We start from the raw sequence: 14,709 nt of genomic DNA, 5'->3' as shown, positions 1-14,709 counted from the left end.
TCAACCGCGTGCTCTCTTCAGCATGAGCTGCAGCTGGCCAACTGCGGCACGACCGATGTTGAAACCAGCCCAACCCACAGCCAGCAGGATCGGAGAGGCGACCAGGACGAGCCGGAGATCCATGGGCTAGCAGCACAAAACGGCGCTGATCCTACGGAATAATCCGCAGTTGCTGGAAGGCCTTTTGCCTTTTGCAGCAATTCGCTGGCAACTCAGCCCAAAGCCGCGTGCTGCTCAGCGAGCTGGCGGTAGTGCTGGGCATGGCTGCGTTGGCCGGCTACCGCGTCAGAACTGAGTTCTCGCTTGACCGCTGCTGGTGCGCCCATCACCAGGGCGCCGGCCGGCACATCTTTGGTCACCACAGCCCCAGCTGCCACCAGGGCGCCGGCCCCCACGGTCACCCCATTGAGAACGATGGCGCCGATGCCGATGAGGCAGCCGTCGTTGAGGGTGGCGCCATGGATGACGGCCCGGTGGCCGATGGTCACATCGCGGCCAATCAGCACCGGATCACCTGGATCGCCGTGCAGCACGGCCCCGTCTTGAACATTGCTGCCTTCGCCAATGCGGATGCTGGCGAGGTCCCCACGGGCCACGGCGGTGGGCCAGAGGCTGGCGCCTGCCTCCAGCTGAACATCACCAATCACCACAGCGCTCGGTGCCACCCAGGCGGCATTGCGGAGGTTGGGCTGAGGCCAGGGAGCAGAGCTCATGGGGCTGGGGTGGTGCGCGTGATAATTTTCGGTTTCGCCCCTTGGGGCACGGGTCGCTAGCTCAGCGGTAGAGCATCCGGCTTTTAACCGGCTGGTCCTGAGTTCGAATCTCAGGCGACCCATAGATTTGATCGTGTGATCGAGGTCGACCTCGCCATTGTTGGTGCCGGCCTCGCCGGTTGCGCCCTCACCCAGTGTTTGGGGCGCAGCGGTTTTGATGGCAGCACCCTGCTGATCGAAGCGGGCCGTGGCCCTGGCGGGCGCGCCTCCAGCCGCAGACATCGCAGCGATCCGATTTGGCGGCTCGACCATGGAGCTCCAGCACTGAATTTCTCCGCCCCTCCGCAAGGGGCCATCGCTGAGCTGTTGCAACCCCTTCTGGATCAAGGGGTGTTGGTGGAGGAACAGCGTCCGCTCGTTTGGCTTGATGGGGCGGCGCAGCGGATCGATGGGCCGCCCCAAGGGCTCAGTTACGCGGGCTCGCCCACCATGGCAAGCGTCTGTGAAGCTCTGCTGCGCCAAGTCCCTGGTCAGCATCAGAGCGCGTTTGGTTGTCGCCTGCGTTGGCTCGAGCACAGCTCAGGTCGCTGGTTGATGGCCAACGCCGAGCGCACCGAGGTGTTTGCCGCCAAACGTCTCGTGTTGACGGGAACGCTGTTGGCCCATCCCCGTTCGTTGGCGATGCTGGCTTGGGGGGAACCGCCGCTCCGCACAGCCGTCCCGATCGGAGCTGATCCTCAGTTGGATGCCGCTTTGCAGGCCATTGCCGGGATTGAGGCCAGCGTTCGCTGGAATTGGATGCTGGCGTTGCCAGCTACGCAGATCAGTGATCTTCCGCGTCAGGTCTGGCTGAACGACGAAGCGCAACAGCGTTGGGGTATCGAGCGGCTGGTGCTGCAACTGCAAAGCGATGGCCGCCTTGGGCTGGTGGTGCATGGCCTCGATGACGGCCAAAGCATCACGCCGGAGAGTCAGCCCGCTTTGCTGCGCCATCACGAGCAGCGCTTGCGTTCGGCGCTTCCGGCGGTATTGCAGCCATGGCCTCAGTTGCAACAAGCCCTTGAGCAGGCCGAGTCCTATGGCGTCATGCGCTGGGGTGCTGCGGTTCCAACCGCTGGTGGATTGCCGGCGGAGTTGCAGTGGTGTTCCAAGAGTTCGGTGGGATTGGCTGGCGACTGGATCCTGGGCCCGGGATATGGCTGCGGGGAGGGCGCATTGCGTAGTGCCATGGCATTAGCCAAGCAGCTCAAGTTGGCCTGATTTTGAGTATTTCCTCTGGCCAATAATTAATTCAATCTGAGGCTGGGTCCGGCTGGTCTTATTTGGCTACCTTGAAATTAAATTCGATCTGCTTCAAATGGCTTGGCTGCATTTGATGTGGGCTCCTTTCGTACTCACTTACCTCCTGCAACCCGGCCGGTTGCCCGGTGGATCCCACGCCTATCGCTGCGTTGTTCAGCGCCAGGTCAAGGAGCAAGGCGCTTGCCAGCAGCCCGTCTGGTCGCTTTAAGGGCGTGCTGGGCTGAGGCTTTCAGCTAGGGTGTGGTCTCCCACCGGGGCGTAGCTCAGCTTGGTAGAGCGCCGTCTTTGGGAGGCGGATGCCGTAGGTTCGAATCCTATCGCCCCGATGGATCAAAAGGAGCTGCAATTGCAGCTCCTTTTTTAATGCTTGATCACTGAACTTCCCGCAGGTGAGGAAGTGATTTAGTCGGCATCTTTGGCTTCAACATCAATCACGCTTTCACTGGCTGGCGTCTCGTCCTGCTGTGATGCCTGAAGCTGGCGGCTGATCAGCTTCCATAGCGTCACGGCCAAATAAACCAGGAGGCTGAAGTAGAGGAGGCGAATCATGGTTCCTCGCCTAGATGTGGCCGGCCCGGAGCCAAAACCATCCCTGTAGGGCGGCCAGGATGGCAATCAGGCTCCAGAAGACTTTGGGATTCACAGGGCTGGGGTGTGGGGTGCGCTAAATCGCTTTGCTGCGCCTCCATGGTCGCTTGAGCCAGGCCCAGCGCCACGATTGCGGCAGCGGTTGGTCAGCTTTTTTGACCTTGGCGGAAGCGTCGTTGCGTTGGTTGAGGCAGCTGGGGCAGATCGATTCAAGACCCACAAAAGCTGCTGCGTGGCTTGCGATCTGCACGCGAGCTCCGCAGCTGGAGCAAATCACGTTTTTCATTTCCCAGCTCTAGCCCAACTGCCCTGAGCTGGGTAGGGGATTTATTCGTTGCAGGGGCCGTCGCTGCTGACAACGACCTCATCGCCCAGCTTCACGCTCTTGAGCAGTGTGGCCATGGTGGCGTCATCAACATTGATGCAGCCCCCCGTGATCTTTTGGCCAACCCGACTGTTGTTGTTGGTGCCATGGATCGCAAAGCTGTACCAGCGGAACTTGCCGTCGTATTCGTTGAACTTGAACGGCTGCTCGGTTTCGGTCAGGGGCATGAGGCTGATGTAGCCCTTGCCGTATTCACCGGTTTCGCCATCTCCCTTGAAGTCGATGGCGCTCATGTTCTTAAACAGATTCTGTTCCAGGTACTCCTTGGATTTGCCGGACTGCTTGATCAGGGCAGAGTCCATCTCAAAGCGATCGGGGGTCAAGATCGCGTTGACCTTGAAGGTGCCCAAGGGTGTTTCGCCTTCGCGAAAGCTGGTATCGGCGCAGGCAATGCCGTATTTGCCGTAGCCCACCTGAAAGCTCACAGGCGTTGGTTTGCTCTGCAGGGTGCCCTCGCTCTTGGCGGGATCAGCCGTATCGAGCTCGATGCTGATGGTGGGTTGATCTTGGCCGCTGTTTTGGATGGCGCTGCAGGCGCTCAATCCCAGCAATGCCACCAGCCCAAAGGGCAAAAACCCAACGCGCATGGCCGCGCCCACGTCACTGATTTCATGATGGCGAGATTGTTTGATGGCGACATAAAAAAAGTGCAAGCAGCGCTTGCCATGCCTCGCCGCCGCAGCTAGTACAGGTGTACTGATGCGTGTGCATGGTTGTGGGCGAGTCTTGGACTTATTTGGAGCCAACAGAGCTCAGGCGGTCCCGTTGCAGCCGCGTATGCATCACCTGCCAGCACTTTCGCTTCAGCGCTGATGGCGATGGTCACACGGTGCTGGCGTGCGGTTGGAAGCAGCGGCTGATCGTCAGTGGTGATCACCTCACCAGGCGATGTGATCAGTGGTTGGTGCGCCGGGAGCTGGAACAGGGGTGGTGCCCGGAAGTGGCTTGAGCTCTATAACCAAGCCAGAGCCCATGGGCTGATGCCACTGCTGGATTTGTTGAGTGGATTGCTGGCGTGGCTGCTCGGCCTGCCGGCCCTCTTGGCTGGGCTCTATGCGTTGGTGGCTGTTCTCAAGCCTGTCCTCTTGATTCTGTTTGGCCTGGCGCTGTTCCTTCTGATTGAGTGAGTCAGCATGAGCGCAGAGATTGCCTCTGCCATGTCTTCGGCTCGCGATTTGATCAATGCGCACCTGTATCCGGTGCTGGCCACGTTTTCAGTGATCTATTTCGCGATTCAAGTGGCTCCGATGGCTCAGCAAGCTCGCCGCTTTAACCGCTGCGTTGATGGCATCGAGGCCCATCTCAAGGCCAGCAATATTCCTCTGGAGTACAGGCTTGGCAACGTGGCTATCCCCGAGCGCATTTGCAACGGCGGCTTTGACCATTAAGTCGATGGTGTGATTTGCCTTGCTGGCTACCGATCGTTTGCTCAGGCAGAGTCAGGATCAGTCCCTTCGCTGCTGGCCGATGCCCCCATTGTTCAGCTGCCGCGGCTGCGGGCTATCGATTGAGCGATCCATGGCCACCTACCGGCGCCTGCGCGGCGAGGTGCTGTGTTCCACCTGTCAGGACAAGCAGGAATCAGGGCAGGGTGAAGCCGGAGTTCATGTGCTCAACATCGATCATCACCCAGCCCAGCCAAAACAGCAGTGCCAGTAGGCCTGCTGCGGCGAAAACCTTGGCGGCTGTCCGCAATGCCACTTCGGTGAAACCCGTTTCTTTCATGGACAGTGGCGGCTCGCTGATGCCACCGATTGTGAAGGACATCTGCGCCGAAAAGAAAGCCGTCCCTTCACCTCGCGAGGAACGGCAAGTCGCTCGACGCCTGCCATGGGCAGGCTGATTCGTTCATGACACAGCCGCTAGCTCAAAGTCAATCCGCATAAGGCCGCCCCGGTTGAGGCATTCGATGCAGGAGTGCCGTACCTCTGGGTACGGCACTCCTCTCTGCCGAGGCACCGAAGCATGGCAGGCTTGAGCCAATGCCTTACCTCCCCCCCTCTCAACCTCAGGCGCGTTGGCTGGTGGTTTTGGCCCAGCTCAGTGGCGCAGTCCTGCTGGCGATGGTGCTGATATCAGCGCTGCCGTTTTTGCTGTTGTTTGCGGGGATTGGAGCGATCGTTCTGTTTTTTGCCTTGCGTCAATTGCGCCGTGAAGTGGAGCAATCTCCACTGCGTGAATCCTTTGATCTGGATCCCACGCGGCCTATCGACATCACCCCTTGGCACCAGCGTTGGATCAAGCAGTGGAATCAGCGGCAGCGCTGATTGCGACGAGCTTTGGCCGCACGACAGGTTTGTTGCCATTAATGGGTGAGACGACAACTCATCGTGCGTTGCTGGCTTCCCCTTGTTGCGGTCTCAGCGCTGCTCACACCCATGGCGGCTGTTGCTGCTGCCGGTGAGCCTGAACCGCCCACAACACGACAACTCTCCTGCCGCTTCAACGGCGGCGGTTGGCGCAACACCCGTGTGGTGGACTACGGCTTTGCGATTGAAGTGGCTCAACCCAGTGGAGAAACAGCCACCTATCACTTCGCTGTTGACACCGCCCCGCCGCGCGGCGGCAAGGCGGTCGACAACTTCGGCGAGAGTTGGCTGATTGCCAAGGTGCCGGCGCCTTACAGCTTGGACTTCTCCCAGGGCACAGGGCGTCAATCCATTCAGTGCAAAAGCTGATTTAATCCACGCAGCCACGTGATCGGGCGATTGCCGTACCAGCGATCGCCGTCCGTGTCGGTTGATCTTTGACTCCCGGTTCCGCGGCCATCGCATCAGCCAAGTCCGCCATCAACTGAGCGCTGTCGCGATCAAGCTGCTGACTGGTTAAGCAGATGCTGTCGGCATGGGCCTGTGCATCGGCTGCGCTGATGTCGTTTTGATCAGCAGTTGAACAAGCGGCAAGGCCACTCAAGAGCAAGCTCCAACTCGCCAGTAAGACAAGGGCTTGCTTTGGATTCACTTGCGACCCAGTAGCTCTTCCCAATTCAGATCTGCGCTGGGGGTTTTCACGGCTGCCGATCGCTTGGTCGTTGCGGTTGGGGCAAAGCTCTTTTCTTTTTTGGTTTTAGGCTGGCTCAAATAGCCGTCCAGCACAGCCCAGTGTGACTGGCTCATGGTTGGGTGATGGGGTTTTTAATTTTTAATGTCTAACAACCAAAAAAGGGTGTTTTTAAACACCAATTGGTTGACTTTGTTTGGATTTCAAAATCCTTGCCGGCGCGGGCGATTGCTGGATAGCGAGAGATTGCGTGCTGTTGTGTTGGCTGCCGGCTGAGGAATGGCCATCACATTGAAGGCCAAAGACCACCGCGCCCCATCGCCCCGAAAGGGCATGACCGAGTGCGGTTGCCATGCCGGAAAGATGTAAAAGCGGCCCGGTTTGGGCAACACGTAGTGGGCCATTCCCGTGCGGAAGCTCTGAATGTGCCACTCCTCTGGGCCATGAAAACAGAGTTGGCCATCGAAGCTCTCGCCGTTGATCTGCGGTGGCACCTGCAGAAAAATCACCCCTGAAAAGCTGCCGCCGTGGGTGTGGGTGGGGTTGTAATCACCGGCTTGCTGGCTGTTGAGCCAAACATCCACCATCCGCAACTGATAACGACCCGGTGTCCATGGCCCGCGCCCTTGGGGGGGCTGTTTGTCGATCACATGGCGGATCCAGCGTTCACAACCGGGTAATAGAACGCTGCTGCACAGCTCGGCGATGGCTGGCTCCTGCAGGGAGAGCTCCCGTTGCTGGGTGAGCTGCCCAGCCAACTTTGCGGAGGCATCGGGGCTGCGTTCCGGTTGCTGCAGCACGGCCTTGGCATGGCGCTGCAGGGGGGTCAGCAGGGCCGGCTCTAGATCCCCTTCCAGGATGTGCCGAGGGAATAGCTCGAGAACGTCCATGGTCAGCCCAGGTTCAGATACCACTGCAGAACGCCCAGCAGCTGGCCAGTGATTCCTTCGCCACTGATCCACTCCCCCATCACAGCGGCGGTGAATCCCACCATGGCGACGCGACCATTGAGACGTTCCACCACCACCAAGGCCTGCTTGTTCCAAGGTTTGGCTGTGGTGAGGCTTTCTCCGAAGGCCTCGACTGGCTCGTATTGAAAAGACGGCTTAGTCATCGCTATTGAGCCAACGGGGGGCCAGTTTGATGGCCAGGGCAATGCAGGCCAGGGCAGTGCCGCCAAAGGTGATGGCCTGGCCGAGGGAATAGACGGCGTAGATGTCGTTTTGCAGCAGAGGCCAATCAATGACTGAGCCCACAAAGCCCCAGATGATCACCCAAACGGAGACGTAACCAACTCCTCTCAGTGTTGACGACAAAACAGCATGACTGGGCCAGAAAGCCTAACCCGATCAGGCTGAATCCGAAGTTTCAGGCTTGCTAGGAGCTTATGCGATTGATGATGAGTGGAAAGAATTGTTAAAGGCGCAAAGTCGTCGCAATCAACACATCAACGCCGAAAAATGCTCGCTTTGGTTGGTTTAGGTGTTGACGTCCCGTGCGAATCCTCGCTCTGGAGATGCTGATATTGGTTCGCTTGTTAGCGAATGAGGGGTATTTCCTCGATCAACGGCGCATGCCCAATCCAAGGCGCTCATCAGATCTCACCCAGGCGATTCGCAGGCCATGGAGACGGGGCCGGCGCCCCCGACTGAGCACAAAGAATTCTCAATTGAGCGTCTCATTTTGAGACCAGCAACCGAAAACCTGAGACTCAGATGCAGATTGAAAGTAAGACCTCTGCGACTGCGCTGATGGAATTCTCTCCACCTGTGTTTGCTGCCCAGTTTGGTGTCCCCTTCCTTTGGTTGGCCATTGTTTTGCTAGATGGCTACCGCCGTCATGGCAGTTGGCGCGCTCCCAAGCGCGATGAGGTTGCCTCGCTGGGCTGACAGGTCTGCGTTAGCTGCGGGCGACGTTTTTGAGTTTGTTCAGGGTGGCCGCCATCCAGGCGAAAAACTCTGAGCCGCTGTTGTTCTCGAGTTCTTCGTCCATCAGCCGCAGGGTTTCATCGATGTCTCGAACCCGCCGCTGCCAGTCGGGAACATCGGATTCATCCTCGAGGACAAACTTGAGCTCGCCGTCGCCGCTGTAAGCGTCCCGGGTGTACTTCATGTAATAAGCAAAGCCAAGCTCCCAGTTCTCGTAACGGAAGCCGATGCCCTTGTATTTCAGGTACAGCCTGACGAGGCCAATTTCTTCGTCTTCGAGTCCTCGCCCGCGCAGCTCGCGCAGGGTTTGCTCGCCGAACTCAACAGCTTTGCGAAAGAGGAAGACCTGCTCAGCCATCGGCGCTTCACAAGATGCCGACTCTAGGCTGACTTCAGCGATGCATCAGCTTGGCGATGGCGATTGATCCGATCGAGCCCAAGCTGGAGCAAACCTTTGAATCCGAGCGCCTGGCTCGAATGATTAAAGAGTGCAGCGATCTCGAGGATTTGCGAGTGATTGCTCTGTCGCTGCTGACGCGCTTGGGGCAGCAGCAGGCCGCTAGTCGCTGGCTGGCTGAGCGCGGCAGTGAAGCTGAATCCGAGCGCCTTGAGATGTTGGCGAAGTTGATTCGCCAACAGCAAGGCTCAGGGCAATCAGCCGCAGAAGGGCAGCAGTGAGGTGTGGCAGGCGGCGTAGCCATCCACCAAGGGGCCTAGGCCGATTTGGTGAATGATGCCTTGGCCAGTGAGCCCCTCGGTGATCACGCCGATCACGAAGCCGAGCATGGCGGCGCGGCCATTGAAGCGCTCAACATCTTTGAGCTGCTCCATATGGATCTGGGCGGCGGCAGCGTCTTGGAACCACTTGCTGTTGGAAGAGGTGGTGGAGTTGTCCATATCTGAAAACCAATTGCGTTGACTGTAACGCCTTGTAAACGGATCTTGACAATGGTTTGGACTCTCTTACGTCCTCTAGGTTTTAAGGACCTGGATTGATTGGCATGAAGCCTCCCCAGCTCGGTGGTCCGAATTACGGCTTTTGGGCTGTTGTGGCCTTTGCCCTGGCTGGCTTGGCGATTGCAGCGCAGGTGTTTTTGTTTGCTGAGACCGATACGCCTGATCCCTGCACACTGCCCAATAACAACTGCAGCTCCTAGTCGGCTGAGAGGTTGTCGGCCGTGATGTCGCTGGCTGTGCCGTCGATGAAGGTCACGCTGAGGTTCGGGCCATTGAGGTTTTCGCCCCAGGAATAGATCGTGTAGGTGTGGCTGCTGGTTTTGCTTTCTGTCGCCAGCTTCCCTTTGCCCAAGACGCTTTCGACTTGATCCAGGCTCATGCCAATGCGCAACTGATCAAGCTTGGCCTTGCTCACCGTCGGGGGAGCCACGGGATTGGTGATCGCGTCTTGAATTTTGGGCGGCGGTGTCTTGCTTTCCTTGTCCAGCAGGCTGTTCAGGCCATAAACGATGCCACCAATCACCACGATGGTGAGGACCACATAGCCCAGGCCGCGAGGGCCCTGGCGGTCAGAGGGTTGGGGGGACGGGCCCATGCAGAAGCCTTAAGTGCTTCAGCACTAGCAACGTTTGGCTCTAGCCGAAGAAACCCTTGGATTGCAAAAAGAGCCCAATGGCCAGCAGCGGGCCAATGGCGGCAATCAGCAGCATCACCTTGAGCCGTAGCGGGGAGACCTGTTGGGAGGTTTGTTTGAGAGCCATGGCTAGAAACGGGATGCAAGCAACCTGAGTTGACCTGTGGCCAACCCTGACAACAACGATTCGCCGATTGTGATCCGCCAAGGCGGTAATGGGCTTGGGCTCGTCATTGCGGCATTGATTCTGGTGGGAGGGGCTGTCTACGTCGTCAATGTCTGGTCAACGCACCAAAAGGTTGTCCCCCAGGGCAATGGCCAGGTAATCAAAGAGGGAGTGGAGTCTCTTAAAGAGTCGGCTCGCCAGGGCGTTGAGGCGATCAAAGGGGCTGCCGCCCAGTAGCGATCAGTTGGCCGGAATGTTGTAGGGCTGAACAATGTCGACTTTGCCGTTGACAAAGGTGACCTCAACAACCGGTGCGTTGAGGTAGTCGCGCGCGACATCGCCGCACCAGGTGTAGCCGTCGCTGACTTCGCCGGCGGCGGTGTAGCTGGAATCTTTGGTGCCTTTGCCCAGGATCGCTTCGACTTGGGCGAGGTCCATGCCGGTCTTGACCTGCTCCAGGCTGGCCAGGGTGATGGTGCAATCACTTGTGCCGCTGCTTTGCTCGCCCCCTGGGCCGCCGCAGGCCGTCAGCGCCGGGATTAAGGCGGCACAGAAGAGCATCCGGCGCAAGGTCATGGCTTTCGGGCTAGTGGGCGGAAGCTATCACTGCCACCTCGAGGAAGCCGTGGCTGGGCAAATCTTTTTTCTCCGTGAAAAGGAAAAGAGTACCCACTGTCTCGTGGCTAGACGCAGGGGTGTCAACTTGCTTAAAGAGGCCATGGATCCCGTCAGCGTCGGCCTTCTGGTTATGGGCATCTCGACCACTTCGGTGACCGAGGCCAACCGGATGGAAGCTGCTCAGCCCGTTCTCGATGAGGCCCATCTGATCAGCGTCGAGAAGCCTGCGGAACAGAAAGACGCCCCTTCGTACTTCAAGGTCGGCACCGTCTCCTGGTGAGGCCTTAGTCCTGTTCCCTCGATAGCTCGGGCAGCAGGCTCTCCTTGCGCCAGAGCAGATCGCTGGGTGCAGCCAGCAGCGCATGGTGGCCGCCTTGGCGGAACCACGATTCGCTTTGCGCTTGCAAGTCGATGCCGTCCAGCCCCCAGTGCTGCAAGTAGGCCGCTTGCACCGCAGGCTCAGCGGCGACGGGTTGCTGCCAGTGCACCAGCGCCAGGGTGATCGGCTGCACGGTGTAGATCGCCAAGCGACGAGGCTCTTGCTCCACCAGGCAAGGTTCGATGCGTTCCTCGGCCTTCTCCTGTTGCACGTAAAGACGGAGCGGCCCCTGGGGCTCGCGGCCATCGAGGCAGTACTTGTTGAGATAAAGCTGACGGGCTTTGCGAAACAGGGCCGATGGGGCTCGCTCCATCAATGCGGCGTAGGCCTGCTGCAAACGATCTGCGCTCACCGGCAGTGGGTTGCTGACATCCATCCTGGTTTTCTCTTTAGGGAAGCGGCAGCCCGCCTGGGATGGGATTCACCTTCACATCCAACTTGCCCTGGATCTCTTTGACGGTGACGGCACCCGTGACGTCAAATGGCTCGTTTTGGGTGACGGGCACAGCTTGCTCGAAGCTGCCCACATCAATGGGTTGCTCAAAGCTGTTCACCTCAACGGCAACGCTTTTCTCAACGCTCACCTCGCCACTGACGGGCAATGGCTCTGACGCGGAGACTTGTACGACGGGCAGATCGATGTTCCGTACGGTGACACCACCCACCAGGCGAACTGGTAAGGGTGTTTGTTGCGGTAGGGCAACCGGCAATGGCTGCTTGAGAATCTGAATCGCAGCAACAGCAATAGCCCAGGCGGCCAGCACGATGGCAGCCGGCCAACGGCTCGCCATGGCCAGCACAAACCAGCGGGGCTCAGGAGGAGAGGTCATCAACTCAGCTGCGCAGAATCACGGCCACCATCACCCCACCCACCACGAGATACAGAACGCCGATCAGGGCGCGCCAACCCGCTTTGCTGCGCAAGTCAAATGGATTGGGTAGGTCAGCCATGGGCGCACTGTATGGAGGTCAACCAGCCATAACGAGCAAAGCTGTGGCAATGGCCACAGTTGTTTGCGGGCAGAGCCCTTAGACAAGGAATCTCTTGCCGAAGTGTCTGTGTCGAGCTTGATTTCGGTTGTGATCCTGGTGGGCCTTATTCGCGTTCTCAATACACGCTTCAGCTCAGCGCGCCTGGGTTGATCGGCGGTTGAGGTGTCTGCGGTTGCCTTTCTTGCTCAAGCAAGGCCAGCACCATCAGCAGTGGTGGTATCAACAGGGCAAGCAAGGCCAATCCGGCCCCAATTTGCAGTCCCGCCTGCGCTTTGCGGCTACGCCCGCCGCTGAGTTCCTCGTCCTCCTCTAGCCAGTCTTGGGGCTCAGGCATTGACGCTGCTGCCGCTGGTGTGGATCGTACGGGGGTTCTTTGCTGCTGGAGTTCGTGCGGCTGCTGTTCACGGCTCCGTTGTGGTCGCTGTTGATGACGGCCGTTGCCGTGGCTGCGCCATTGAAGGTGGGCGTCAGCGGTGAAGCCCCGTTTGTTGAACGCTCAGGCGACAAGTTCGGCGGCATCAGTTTGACGATTTGGCGCGAGATCGCAGGGATCAACAACCTCGACTACCAGTTGGTGCCGCAACCCAATGCGCAAGCCAACCTCGATGCTCTGGCGGCCGGTGAGTTGGATGTGGCCATTGGCCCCATCACGATCACTCCGCAGCGGGTTGCCCAGCCTGGATTTGATTTCACCCAGCCCTACTTCTACGCCGAAGAAGCTGTGTTGGTGCCTCGTGAGCGCGCCAATCTGCTGGTTCGGTTGCGGCCACTGGTTGGTGTCGCGGCGCTGAGTTCCGTGGCGGTGTTGCTGCTGTCTCTCTTTGCGGTCGGCAATTTGATCTGGCTTGCGGAGCGACGCAGCAATCACTCGCAATTCCCCCGCCAATACCTCCGTGGCCTTGGCAATGCGATGTGGTTTGCCCTGGTGACGCTCACCACCGTTGGTTATGGCGATCGCGCTCCGGTCTCCAAGACCGGGCGTGCCATCACCGCGGTTTGGATGGTTGTTTCGTTGATTGCCGTCTCTTCGATTACCGCTGGTTTGGCTTCGGCGTTTACCGTGGCGCTGGCGCGCAACAGCACAGCCCCGATCACCAATCCAACCCAGCTGCGCGGAGCCGTGATTGCAGTGGTGCGCGGCACCACCAGTGAGCTGTGGGCCGATCGCATGGGGGCCAAGTCGGTGGCGACTGACAGCCTCAAGCAAGCGATCGATTTGGTGCAGCAGAAACGGGCTGAAGGGGTGATTTATGACCGTCCGGCCCTTCGCTATTTCATTGCTCAAAATCCCAAGTCCGATCTTCAGCTGGCGCCGTTTGATCTGGCGAGTCAGACCTATGGATTTGCTGTGCGTTCAGGCAGCCCCTTGAGGAAGCCCATCAATGTCACAGTGATGTCGATGCACCGGGTCGGTGAAATTCGCGACATCGTCGATCGTGCGCTGCCTTAAAGCGGTTGACGTGGCAACCCGCGCGTGAGGGGAAGGCCCAGCAGCGCGACCACCAATACATAGCCCAGGCCAAGCCGAAGGGCCTGCAACTTGCTGCTGGTGTAGTCATCTGAGATGAGCTGAATTTGGTCGCTGGGAACGCCGGCCTTCTGCAAATAGCTGTTCAGCAGTTCCGGCGTCACCACCTGGATCCCCTCCTTTTGGGCCGCTTCAGTGGCCTGCTTAAGCACTGGATTGATCAAAGGATTGTTGTTGACCGTGGTGGTGAGCTGGTTGCCGAGGGCAATGAACAGGGCCGTACCAGCGATGGCAACACCGAGGGAGGCACCAAGGTTTTGAGCCGTGCCCTGCATGCCACCGATTTCGGTGCTGCGGGTTTGATCAGCGGACGAAAGGTTGACGTTGCCGATCTGGGAGATGGCCAGACCGATGCCAATGCCGATCGAGGCCATGGCCAAGGTGAACAGCACGCTGTCGGCTTGAGGGCGGATGGCGCTGATCATCAACACCAGGCCCCCGCAGGCGATCAACAGACCCGAGCGGATCAATTGCCGTGGTGAACGACGGCTGGCCAGCTTTGAGCCAATCAGGGCCACCAAAAACAGGCATACCGACATCGGCAGCATGCGAATGCCCGACTCCAGTGCGTTGAGCTCGAGCACGGTTTGCAGATACAGCGGGATCACAAAGAACGTTCCCGCCACGATGAAATACAGCACCAGTTGCGAAGCCAAGCCAGCACGCAAGCTGGGCAGGCTCAGCAGATCCAGTCCCACCAAGGGGGCGCCGCCATGGGTTTGCAAGTGCTCCTGCCAACTGATGAAGCCCCAGGCCACCATCGCTCCCACCACCACCATGGGCATCGTTGGTGAGAATCCCCACAGCGTGAACGGTGGATTGATCGGTTGAATCAAGCCCCAGGTGCTGGCGGAGACCAAAGCCAGCACGATCAATCCCATCGAGAGCGCTGAAAGCAGCACCCCGAGCCAATCAAATCTCCCTTGAATCGCCGTTGGGCGCTGGTCAACGATGCGCCGATGCAGGGGCAGCACCAACAGCAAGATGATCAACGTCTCCAAGCCAAAGACCCACCGCCAGGAGAGGTAGGTGGTCATCCAACCGCCAATCAGGGGGCCTGCGGCTGAAGCAGCTCCAGCAATGCCGCCGAGCACGGCATAGGCCATAGCCCGCTCACGGCCGCTGTAATTCACAGCCGCCAGGGCTGCGATGGCCGGCACCACCAGGGCAGCCCCTAAACCTTCCACTAGCGACCAGCCGATAAACAGGGCAGCAAAGCCAGGGGCGAAGGCGGTGGTTAAAGAACCGATGGCATAGATGACATTGCCAATCACAAAGGTGCGCCGCAGTCCAAGGCGCGTGCCAAGACCAGCGCCGGCCAGCATCAACGCCGCCATCGTCAGCGTGAAAGTGGCGATGGCCAGCTGCATGTTGCTGGTGGTTGTGCCCAGATCACCCACCACGTCGGTGATGGAGACATTCATCACCGTGCCATCCAGCACCATGACGAATTGGGTGAGCCCCAGCACCAGGATTGGGAGCCACTTCTTCATGGAAGGCTCAACGGCCGCTTCTTTG

30 protein-coding genes and 2 tRNA genes are annotated in these 14,709 nt (G+C 59.1%); 14 read left to right on the top strand and 18 right to left on the bottom strand.

What is annotated here, in order from left to right; translation table 11 throughout:
* Both SynMINOS11_RS07805 and SynMINOS11_RS07800 read right to left on the bottom strand, forming a co-directional pair.
* Window positions 1–123 (bottom strand): photosystem II protein Y, encoded by a 123-nt coding sequence (locus tag SynMINOS11_RS07805; RefSeq protein ID WP_011935957.1) that lies wholly within the window; start codon window positions 121–123, stop codon window positions 1–3.
* 89 nt (window positions 124–212) lie between these two features.
* Window positions 213–713: a gamma carbonic anhydrase family protein gene (locus SynMINOS11_RS07800; protein WP_011935956.1), complete on the bottom strand. Its 501-nt coding sequence runs from the start codon at window positions 711–713 to the stop codon at window positions 213–215.
* A 50-nt stretch (window positions 714–763) separates the two neighbouring features.
* Here SynMINOS11_RS07800 and SynMINOS11_RS07795 point away from each other — a divergent pair.
* From SynMINOS11_RS07795 to SynMINOS11_RS07785, 3 genes are all read left to right on the top strand, one after another.
* A tRNA-Lys gene (locus tag SynMINOS11_RS07795) sits at window positions 764–835 on the top strand.
* Window positions 836–848: 13 nt separating this feature from the next.
* Complete coding sequence (locus tag SynMINOS11_RS07790) at window positions 849–1,973, top strand: NAD(P)-binding protein (RefSeq protein WP_186547749.1); 1,125 nt, start codon at window positions 849–851, stop codon at window positions 1,971–1,973.
* A gap of 294 nt (window positions 1,974–2,267) precedes the next feature.
* Window positions 2,268–2,341 (top strand) — tRNA-Pro (locus SynMINOS11_RS07785).
* A 76-nt stretch (window positions 2,342–2,417) separates the two neighbouring features.
* Here SynMINOS11_RS07785 and SynMINOS11_RS07780 read toward each other — a convergent pair.
* Window positions 2,418–2,564, bottom strand: coding sequence for a hypothetical protein (locus tag SynMINOS11_RS07780; RefSeq protein WP_186547747.1), 147 nt, complete (start codon window positions 2,562–2,564; stop codon window positions 2,418–2,420).
* Between the two features lie 366 nt (window positions 2,565–2,930).
* The gene (locus SynMINOS11_RS07775; RefSeq protein WP_043738148.1) at window positions 2,931–3,575 is read right to left on the bottom strand and encodes a L,D-transpeptidase; all 645 of its coding nucleotides are present in this window, start codon (window positions 3,573–3,575) and stop codon (window positions 2,931–2,933) included.
* Window positions 3,576–3,697: 122 nt separating this feature from the next.
* Here SynMINOS11_RS07775 and SynMINOS11_RS07770 point away from each other — a divergent pair, with 122 nt between their 5' ends.
* Genes SynMINOS11_RS07770 through SynMINOS11_RS07760 form a run of 3 tightly spaced genes read left to right on the top strand, consistent with a single transcriptional unit; the run spans window position 3,698 to window position 4,376 of the window.
* Window positions 3,698–3,937 (top strand): galactose oxidase, encoded by a 240-nt coding sequence (locus SynMINOS11_RS07770; protein ID WP_370586200.1) that lies wholly within the window; start codon window positions 3,698–3,700, stop codon window positions 3,935–3,937.
* A 31-nt stretch (window positions 3,938–3,968) separates the two neighbouring features.
* Window positions 3,969–4,115, top strand: a complete 147-nt coding sequence (locus SynMINOS11_RS07765) for a hypothetical protein (protein WP_186547743.1) — start codon at window positions 3,969–3,971, stop codon at window positions 4,113–4,115.
* A gap of 30 nt (window positions 4,116–4,145) precedes the next feature.
* On the top strand, window positions 4,146–4,376 hold the full coding sequence (locus SynMINOS11_RS07760; RefSeq protein WP_186550899.1) for a hypothetical protein: 231 nt from the start codon (window positions 4,146–4,148) through the stop codon (window positions 4,374–4,376).
* 193 nt (window positions 4,377–4,569) lie between these two features.
* Here the strand turns inward: SynMINOS11_RS07760 and SynMINOS11_RS07755 are convergent, their stop codons facing one another.
* Window positions 4,570–4,755 (bottom strand): hypothetical protein, encoded by a 186-nt coding sequence (locus SynMINOS11_RS07755; RefSeq protein ID WP_043737029.1) that lies wholly within the window; start codon window positions 4,753–4,755, stop codon window positions 4,570–4,572.
* Between the two features lie 215 nt (window positions 4,756–4,970).
* Here SynMINOS11_RS07755 and SynMINOS11_RS07750 point away from each other — a divergent pair, with 215 nt between their 5' ends.
* Both SynMINOS11_RS07750 and SynMINOS11_RS07745 read left to right on the top strand, forming a co-directional pair.
* Window positions 4,971–5,255, top strand: coding sequence for a hypothetical protein (locus tag SynMINOS11_RS07750; RefSeq protein WP_043737026.1), 285 nt, complete (start codon window positions 4,971–4,973; stop codon window positions 5,253–5,255).
* 111 nt (window positions 5,256–5,366) lie between these two features.
* On the top strand, window positions 5,367–5,666 hold the full coding sequence (locus tag SynMINOS11_RS07745; protein WP_186547741.1) for a hypothetical protein: 300 nt from the start codon (window positions 5,367–5,369) through the stop codon (window positions 5,664–5,666).
* A 1-nt stretch (window position 5,667) separates the two neighbouring features.
* Here the strand turns inward: SynMINOS11_RS07745 and SynMINOS11_RS07740 are convergent, their stop codons facing one another.
* The 4 genes from SynMINOS11_RS07740 to SynMINOS11_RS07725 all read right to left on the bottom strand — a co-directional run bounded on the left by SynMINOS11_RS07740 (window position 5,668) and on the right by SynMINOS11_RS07725 (window position 7,304).
* Window positions 5,668–5,949, bottom strand: a complete 282-nt coding sequence (locus SynMINOS11_RS07740; protein WP_186547739.1) for a hypothetical protein — start codon at window positions 5,947–5,949, stop codon at window positions 5,668–5,670.
* A gap of 242 nt (window positions 5,950–6,191) precedes the next feature.
* The gene (locus SynMINOS11_RS07735; RefSeq protein WP_186547738.1) at window positions 6,192–6,878 is read right to left on the bottom strand and encodes a 2OG-Fe(II) oxygenase family protein; all 687 of its coding nucleotides are present in this window, start codon (window positions 6,876–6,878) and stop codon (window positions 6,192–6,194) included.
* 2 nt (window positions 6,879–6,880) lie between these two features.
* Window positions 6,881–7,102 carry a chlorophyll a/b-binding protein gene (locus SynMINOS11_RS07730; protein ID WP_186547736.1) on the bottom strand — a complete coding sequence of 74 codons (222 nt, stop codon included), beginning with the start codon at window positions 7,100–7,102 and terminating at the stop codon, window positions 6,881–6,883.
* Window positions 7,095–7,304, bottom strand: a complete 210-nt coding sequence (locus SynMINOS11_RS07725; RefSeq protein ID WP_011935941.1) for a hypothetical protein — start codon at window positions 7,302–7,304, stop codon at window positions 7,095–7,097. The genes SynMINOS11_RS07730 and SynMINOS11_RS07725 overlap by 8 nt, the downstream gene beginning before the upstream one ends.
* 435 nt (window positions 7,305–7,739) lie before the next feature.
* On the opposite strand from SynMINOS11_RS07725, the gene SynMINOS11_RS07720 reads away from it, so the two are divergent.
* Window positions 7,740–7,877, top strand: coding sequence for a hypothetical protein (locus tag SynMINOS11_RS07720; RefSeq protein ID WP_186547734.1), 138 nt, complete (start codon window positions 7,740–7,742; stop codon window positions 7,875–7,877).
* 10 nt (window positions 7,878–7,887) lie between these two features.
* Here SynMINOS11_RS07720 and SynMINOS11_RS07715 read toward each other — a convergent pair whose 3' ends face one another.
* The gene (locus SynMINOS11_RS07715; RefSeq protein WP_186547732.1) at window positions 7,888–8,274 is read right to left on the bottom strand and encodes a hypothetical protein; all 387 of its coding nucleotides are present in this window, start codon (window positions 8,272–8,274) and stop codon (window positions 7,888–7,890) included.
* A 56-nt stretch (window positions 8,275–8,330) separates the two neighbouring features.
* Here SynMINOS11_RS07715 and SynMINOS11_RS07710 point away from each other — a divergent pair, with 56 nt between their 5' ends.
* Window positions 8,331–8,594, top strand: coding sequence for a hypothetical protein (locus SynMINOS11_RS07710; protein ID WP_011935938.1), 264 nt, complete (start codon window positions 8,331–8,333; stop codon window positions 8,592–8,594).
* Here SynMINOS11_RS07710 and SynMINOS11_RS07705 read toward each other — a convergent pair.
* Window positions 8,571–8,813, bottom strand: coding sequence for a chlorophyll a/b-binding protein (locus tag SynMINOS11_RS07705; RefSeq protein ID WP_186547730.1), 243 nt, complete (start codon window positions 8,811–8,813; stop codon window positions 8,571–8,573). The two genes, SynMINOS11_RS07710 and SynMINOS11_RS07705, sit on opposite strands and share 24 nt — an antisense overlap.
* A gap of 104 nt (window positions 8,814–8,917) precedes the next feature.
* Here SynMINOS11_RS07705 and SynMINOS11_RS07700 point away from each other — a divergent pair, with 104 nt between their 5' ends.
* The gene (locus SynMINOS11_RS07700; RefSeq protein WP_186547728.1) at window positions 8,918–9,073 is read left to right on the top strand and encodes a hypothetical protein; all 156 of its coding nucleotides are present in this window, start codon (window positions 8,918–8,920) and stop codon (window positions 9,071–9,073) included.
* Here SynMINOS11_RS07700 and bamE read toward each other — a convergent pair.
* Both bamE and SynMINOS11_RS12970 read right to left on the bottom strand, forming a co-directional pair.
* The gene (gene bamE / locus SynMINOS11_RS07695; RefSeq protein WP_186547726.1) at window positions 9,070–9,468 is read right to left on the bottom strand and encodes an outer membrane protein assembly factor BamE domain-containing protein; all 399 of its coding nucleotides are present in this window, start codon (window positions 9,466–9,468) and stop codon (window positions 9,070–9,072) included. The genes SynMINOS11_RS07700 and bamE overlap by 4 nt on opposite strands.
* Before the next feature lie 40 nt (window positions 9,469–9,508).
* Entirely contained in the window at window positions 9,509–9,634 is a 126-nt protein-coding gene (locus SynMINOS11_RS12970) for a hypothetical protein (protein WP_255445351.1), read from the bottom strand.
* Between the two features lie 36 nt (window positions 9,635–9,670).
* Here SynMINOS11_RS12970 and SynMINOS11_RS07690 point away from each other — a divergent pair, with 36 nt between their 5' ends.
* Window positions 9,671–9,910 carry a hypothetical protein gene (locus tag SynMINOS11_RS07690; RefSeq protein WP_011935934.1) on the top strand — a complete coding sequence of 80 codons (240 nt, stop codon included), beginning with the start codon at window positions 9,671–9,673 and terminating at the stop codon, window positions 9,908–9,910.
* Between the two features lie 3 nt (window positions 9,911–9,913).
* On the opposite strand, the gene SynMINOS11_RS07685 is transcribed toward SynMINOS11_RS07690, so the two are convergent.
* Entirely contained in the window at window positions 9,914–10,249 is a 336-nt protein-coding gene (locus tag SynMINOS11_RS07685) for a hypothetical protein (protein ID WP_186547724.1), read from the bottom strand.
* A gap of 142 nt (window positions 10,250–10,391) precedes the next feature.
* Between SynMINOS11_RS07685 and SynMINOS11_RS07680 the strand changes: the two genes are divergently transcribed.
* Window positions 10,392–10,571, top strand: a complete 180-nt coding sequence (locus tag SynMINOS11_RS07680; RefSeq protein ID WP_186547722.1) for a hypothetical protein — start codon at window positions 10,392–10,394, stop codon at window positions 10,569–10,571.
* A 4-nt stretch (window positions 10,572–10,575) separates the two neighbouring features.
* Here SynMINOS11_RS07680 and SynMINOS11_RS07675 read toward each other — a convergent pair whose 3' ends face one another.
* From SynMINOS11_RS07675 to SynMINOS11_RS07665, 3 genes are all read right to left on the bottom strand, one after another.
* The gene (locus tag SynMINOS11_RS07675) at window positions 10,576–11,046 is read right to left on the bottom strand and encodes a hypothetical protein (protein ID WP_186547720.1); all 471 of its coding nucleotides are present in this window, start codon (window positions 11,044–11,046) and stop codon (window positions 10,576–10,578) included.
* Between the two features lie 13 nt (window positions 11,047–11,059).
* Window positions 11,060–11,500 (bottom strand): hypothetical protein, encoded by a 441-nt coding sequence (locus tag SynMINOS11_RS07670; RefSeq protein WP_011935930.1) that lies wholly within the window; start codon window positions 11,498–11,500, stop codon window positions 11,060–11,062.
* A 290-nt stretch (window positions 11,501–11,790) separates the two neighbouring features.
* Entirely contained in the window at window positions 11,791–11,997 is a 207-nt protein-coding gene (locus SynMINOS11_RS07665; RefSeq protein WP_011935929.1) for a hypothetical protein, read from the bottom strand.
* A gap of 54 nt (window positions 11,998–12,051) precedes the next feature.
* On the opposite strand from SynMINOS11_RS07665, the gene SynMINOS11_RS07660 reads away from it, so the two are divergent.
* The gene (locus tag SynMINOS11_RS07660; protein WP_255445350.1) at window positions 12,052–13,113 is read left to right on the top strand and encodes a transporter substrate-binding domain-containing protein; all 1,062 of its coding nucleotides are present in this window, start codon (window positions 12,052–12,054) and stop codon (window positions 13,111–13,113) included.
* Here SynMINOS11_RS07660 and SynMINOS11_RS07655 read toward each other — a convergent pair.
* Window positions 13,110–14,684 (bottom strand): MFS transporter, encoded by a 1,575-nt coding sequence (locus SynMINOS11_RS07655; protein ID WP_186547716.1) that lies wholly within the window; start codon window positions 14,682–14,684, stop codon window positions 13,110–13,112. The two genes, SynMINOS11_RS07660 and SynMINOS11_RS07655, sit on opposite strands and share 4 nt — an antisense overlap.
* Window positions 14,685–14,709: the final 25 nt, after the last annotated feature.

This window comes from Synechococcus sp. Minos11 (assembly GCF_014279855.1).
In the GTDB taxonomy this organism is placed as follows: Bacteria; Cyanobacteriota; Cyanobacteriia; order PCC-6307; family Cyanobiaceae; genus RCC307.
This window is presented reverse-complemented; position numbering and strand designations above follow the sequence as displayed.

Bases quoted from the DNA above. Each gene is read 5' to 3' on its own strand.
- SynMINOS11_RS07805 (WP_011935957.1), bottom strand. From the start codon at position 123: ATGGATCTCCGGCTCGTCCTGGTCGCCTCTCCGATCCTGCTGGCTGTG.
- SynMINOS11_RS07800 (WP_011935956.1), bottom strand. From the start codon at position 713: ATGAGCTCTGCTCCCTGGCCTCAGCCCAACCTCCGCAATGCCGCCTGG.
- SynMINOS11_RS07780 (WP_186547747.1), bottom strand. From the start codon at position 2,564: ATGATTCGCCTCCTCTACTTCAGCCTCCTGGTTTATTTGGCCGTGACG.
- SynMINOS11_RS07775 (WP_043738148.1), bottom strand. From the start codon at position 3,575: ATGCGCGTTGGGTTTTTGCCCTTTGGGCTGGTGGCATTGCTGGGATTG.
- SynMINOS11_RS07770 (WP_370586200.1), top strand. From the start codon at position 3,698: ATGGTTGTGGGCGAGTCTTGGACTTATTTGGAGCCAACAGAGCTCAGG.
- SynMINOS11_RS07765 (WP_186547743.1), top strand. From the start codon at position 3,969: ATGCCACTGCTGGATTTGTTGAGTGGATTGCTGGCGTGGCTGCTCGGC.
- SynMINOS11_RS07760 (WP_186550899.1), top strand. From the start codon at position 4,146: ATGTCTTCGGCTCGCGATTTGATCAATGCGCACCTGTATCCGGTGCTG.
- SynMINOS11_RS07755 (WP_043737029.1), bottom strand. From the start codon at position 4,755: ATGTCCTTCACAATCGGTGGCATCAGCGAGCCGCCACTGTCCATGAAA.
- SynMINOS11_RS07750 (WP_043737026.1), top strand. From the start codon at position 4,971: ATGCCTTACCTCCCCCCCTCTCAACCTCAGGCGCGTTGGCTGGTGGTT.
- SynMINOS11_RS07745 (WP_186547741.1), top strand. From the start codon at position 5,367: ATGGCGGCTGTTGCTGCTGCCGGTGAGCCTGAACCGCCCACAACACGA.
- SynMINOS11_RS07735 (WP_186547738.1), bottom strand. From the start codon at position 6,878: ATGGACGTTCTCGAGCTATTCCCTCGGCACATCCTGGAAGGGGATCTA.
- SynMINOS11_RS07730 (WP_186547736.1), bottom strand. From the start codon at position 7,102: ATGACTAAGCCGTCTTTTCAATACGAGCCAGTCGAGGCCTTCGGAGAA.
- SynMINOS11_RS07720 (WP_186547734.1), top strand. From the start codon at position 7,740: ATGGAATTCTCTCCACCTGTGTTTGCTGCCCAGTTTGGTGTCCCCTTC.
- SynMINOS11_RS07715 (WP_186547732.1), bottom strand. From the start codon at position 8,274: ATGGCTGAGCAGGTCTTCCTCTTTCGCAAAGCTGTTGAGTTCGGCGAG.
- SynMINOS11_RS07710 (WP_011935938.1), top strand. From the start codon at position 8,331: ATGGCGATTGATCCGATCGAGCCCAAGCTGGAGCAAACCTTTGAATCC.
- SynMINOS11_RS07705 (WP_186547730.1), bottom strand. From the start codon at position 8,813: ATGGACAACTCCACCACCTCTTCCAACAGCAAGTGGTTCCAAGACGCT.
- SynMINOS11_RS07700 (WP_186547728.1), top strand. From the start codon at position 8,918: ATGAAGCCTCCCCAGCTCGGTGGTCCGAATTACGGCTTTTGGGCTGTT.
- bamE (WP_186547726.1), bottom strand. From the start codon at position 9,468: ATGGGCCCGTCCCCCCAACCCTCTGACCGCCAGGGCCCTCGCGGCCTG.
- SynMINOS11_RS12970 (WP_255445351.1), bottom strand. From the start codon at position 9,634: ATGGCTCTCAAACAAACCTCCCAACAGGTCTCCCCGCTACGGCTCAAG.
- SynMINOS11_RS07685 (WP_186547724.1), bottom strand. From the start codon at position 10,249: ATGACCTTGCGCCGGATGCTCTTCTGTGCCGCCTTAATCCCGGCGCTG.
- SynMINOS11_RS07680 (WP_186547722.1), top strand. From the start codon at position 10,392: ATGGATCCCGTCAGCGTCGGCCTTCTGGTTATGGGCATCTCGACCACT.
- SynMINOS11_RS07675 (WP_186547720.1), bottom strand. From the start codon at position 11,046: ATGGATGTCAGCAACCCACTGCCGGTGAGCGCAGATCGTTTGCAGCAG.
- SynMINOS11_RS07670 (WP_011935930.1), bottom strand. From the start codon at position 11,500: ATGACCTCTCCTCCTGAGCCCCGCTGGTTTGTGCTGGCCATGGCGAGC.
- SynMINOS11_RS07665 (WP_011935929.1), bottom strand. From the start codon at position 11,997: ATGCCTGAGCCCCAAGACTGGCTAGAGGAGGACGAGGAACTCAGCGGC.
- SynMINOS11_RS07655 (WP_186547716.1), bottom strand. From the start codon at position 14,684: ATGAAGAAGTGGCTCCCAATCCTGGTGCTGGGGCTCACCCAATTCGTC.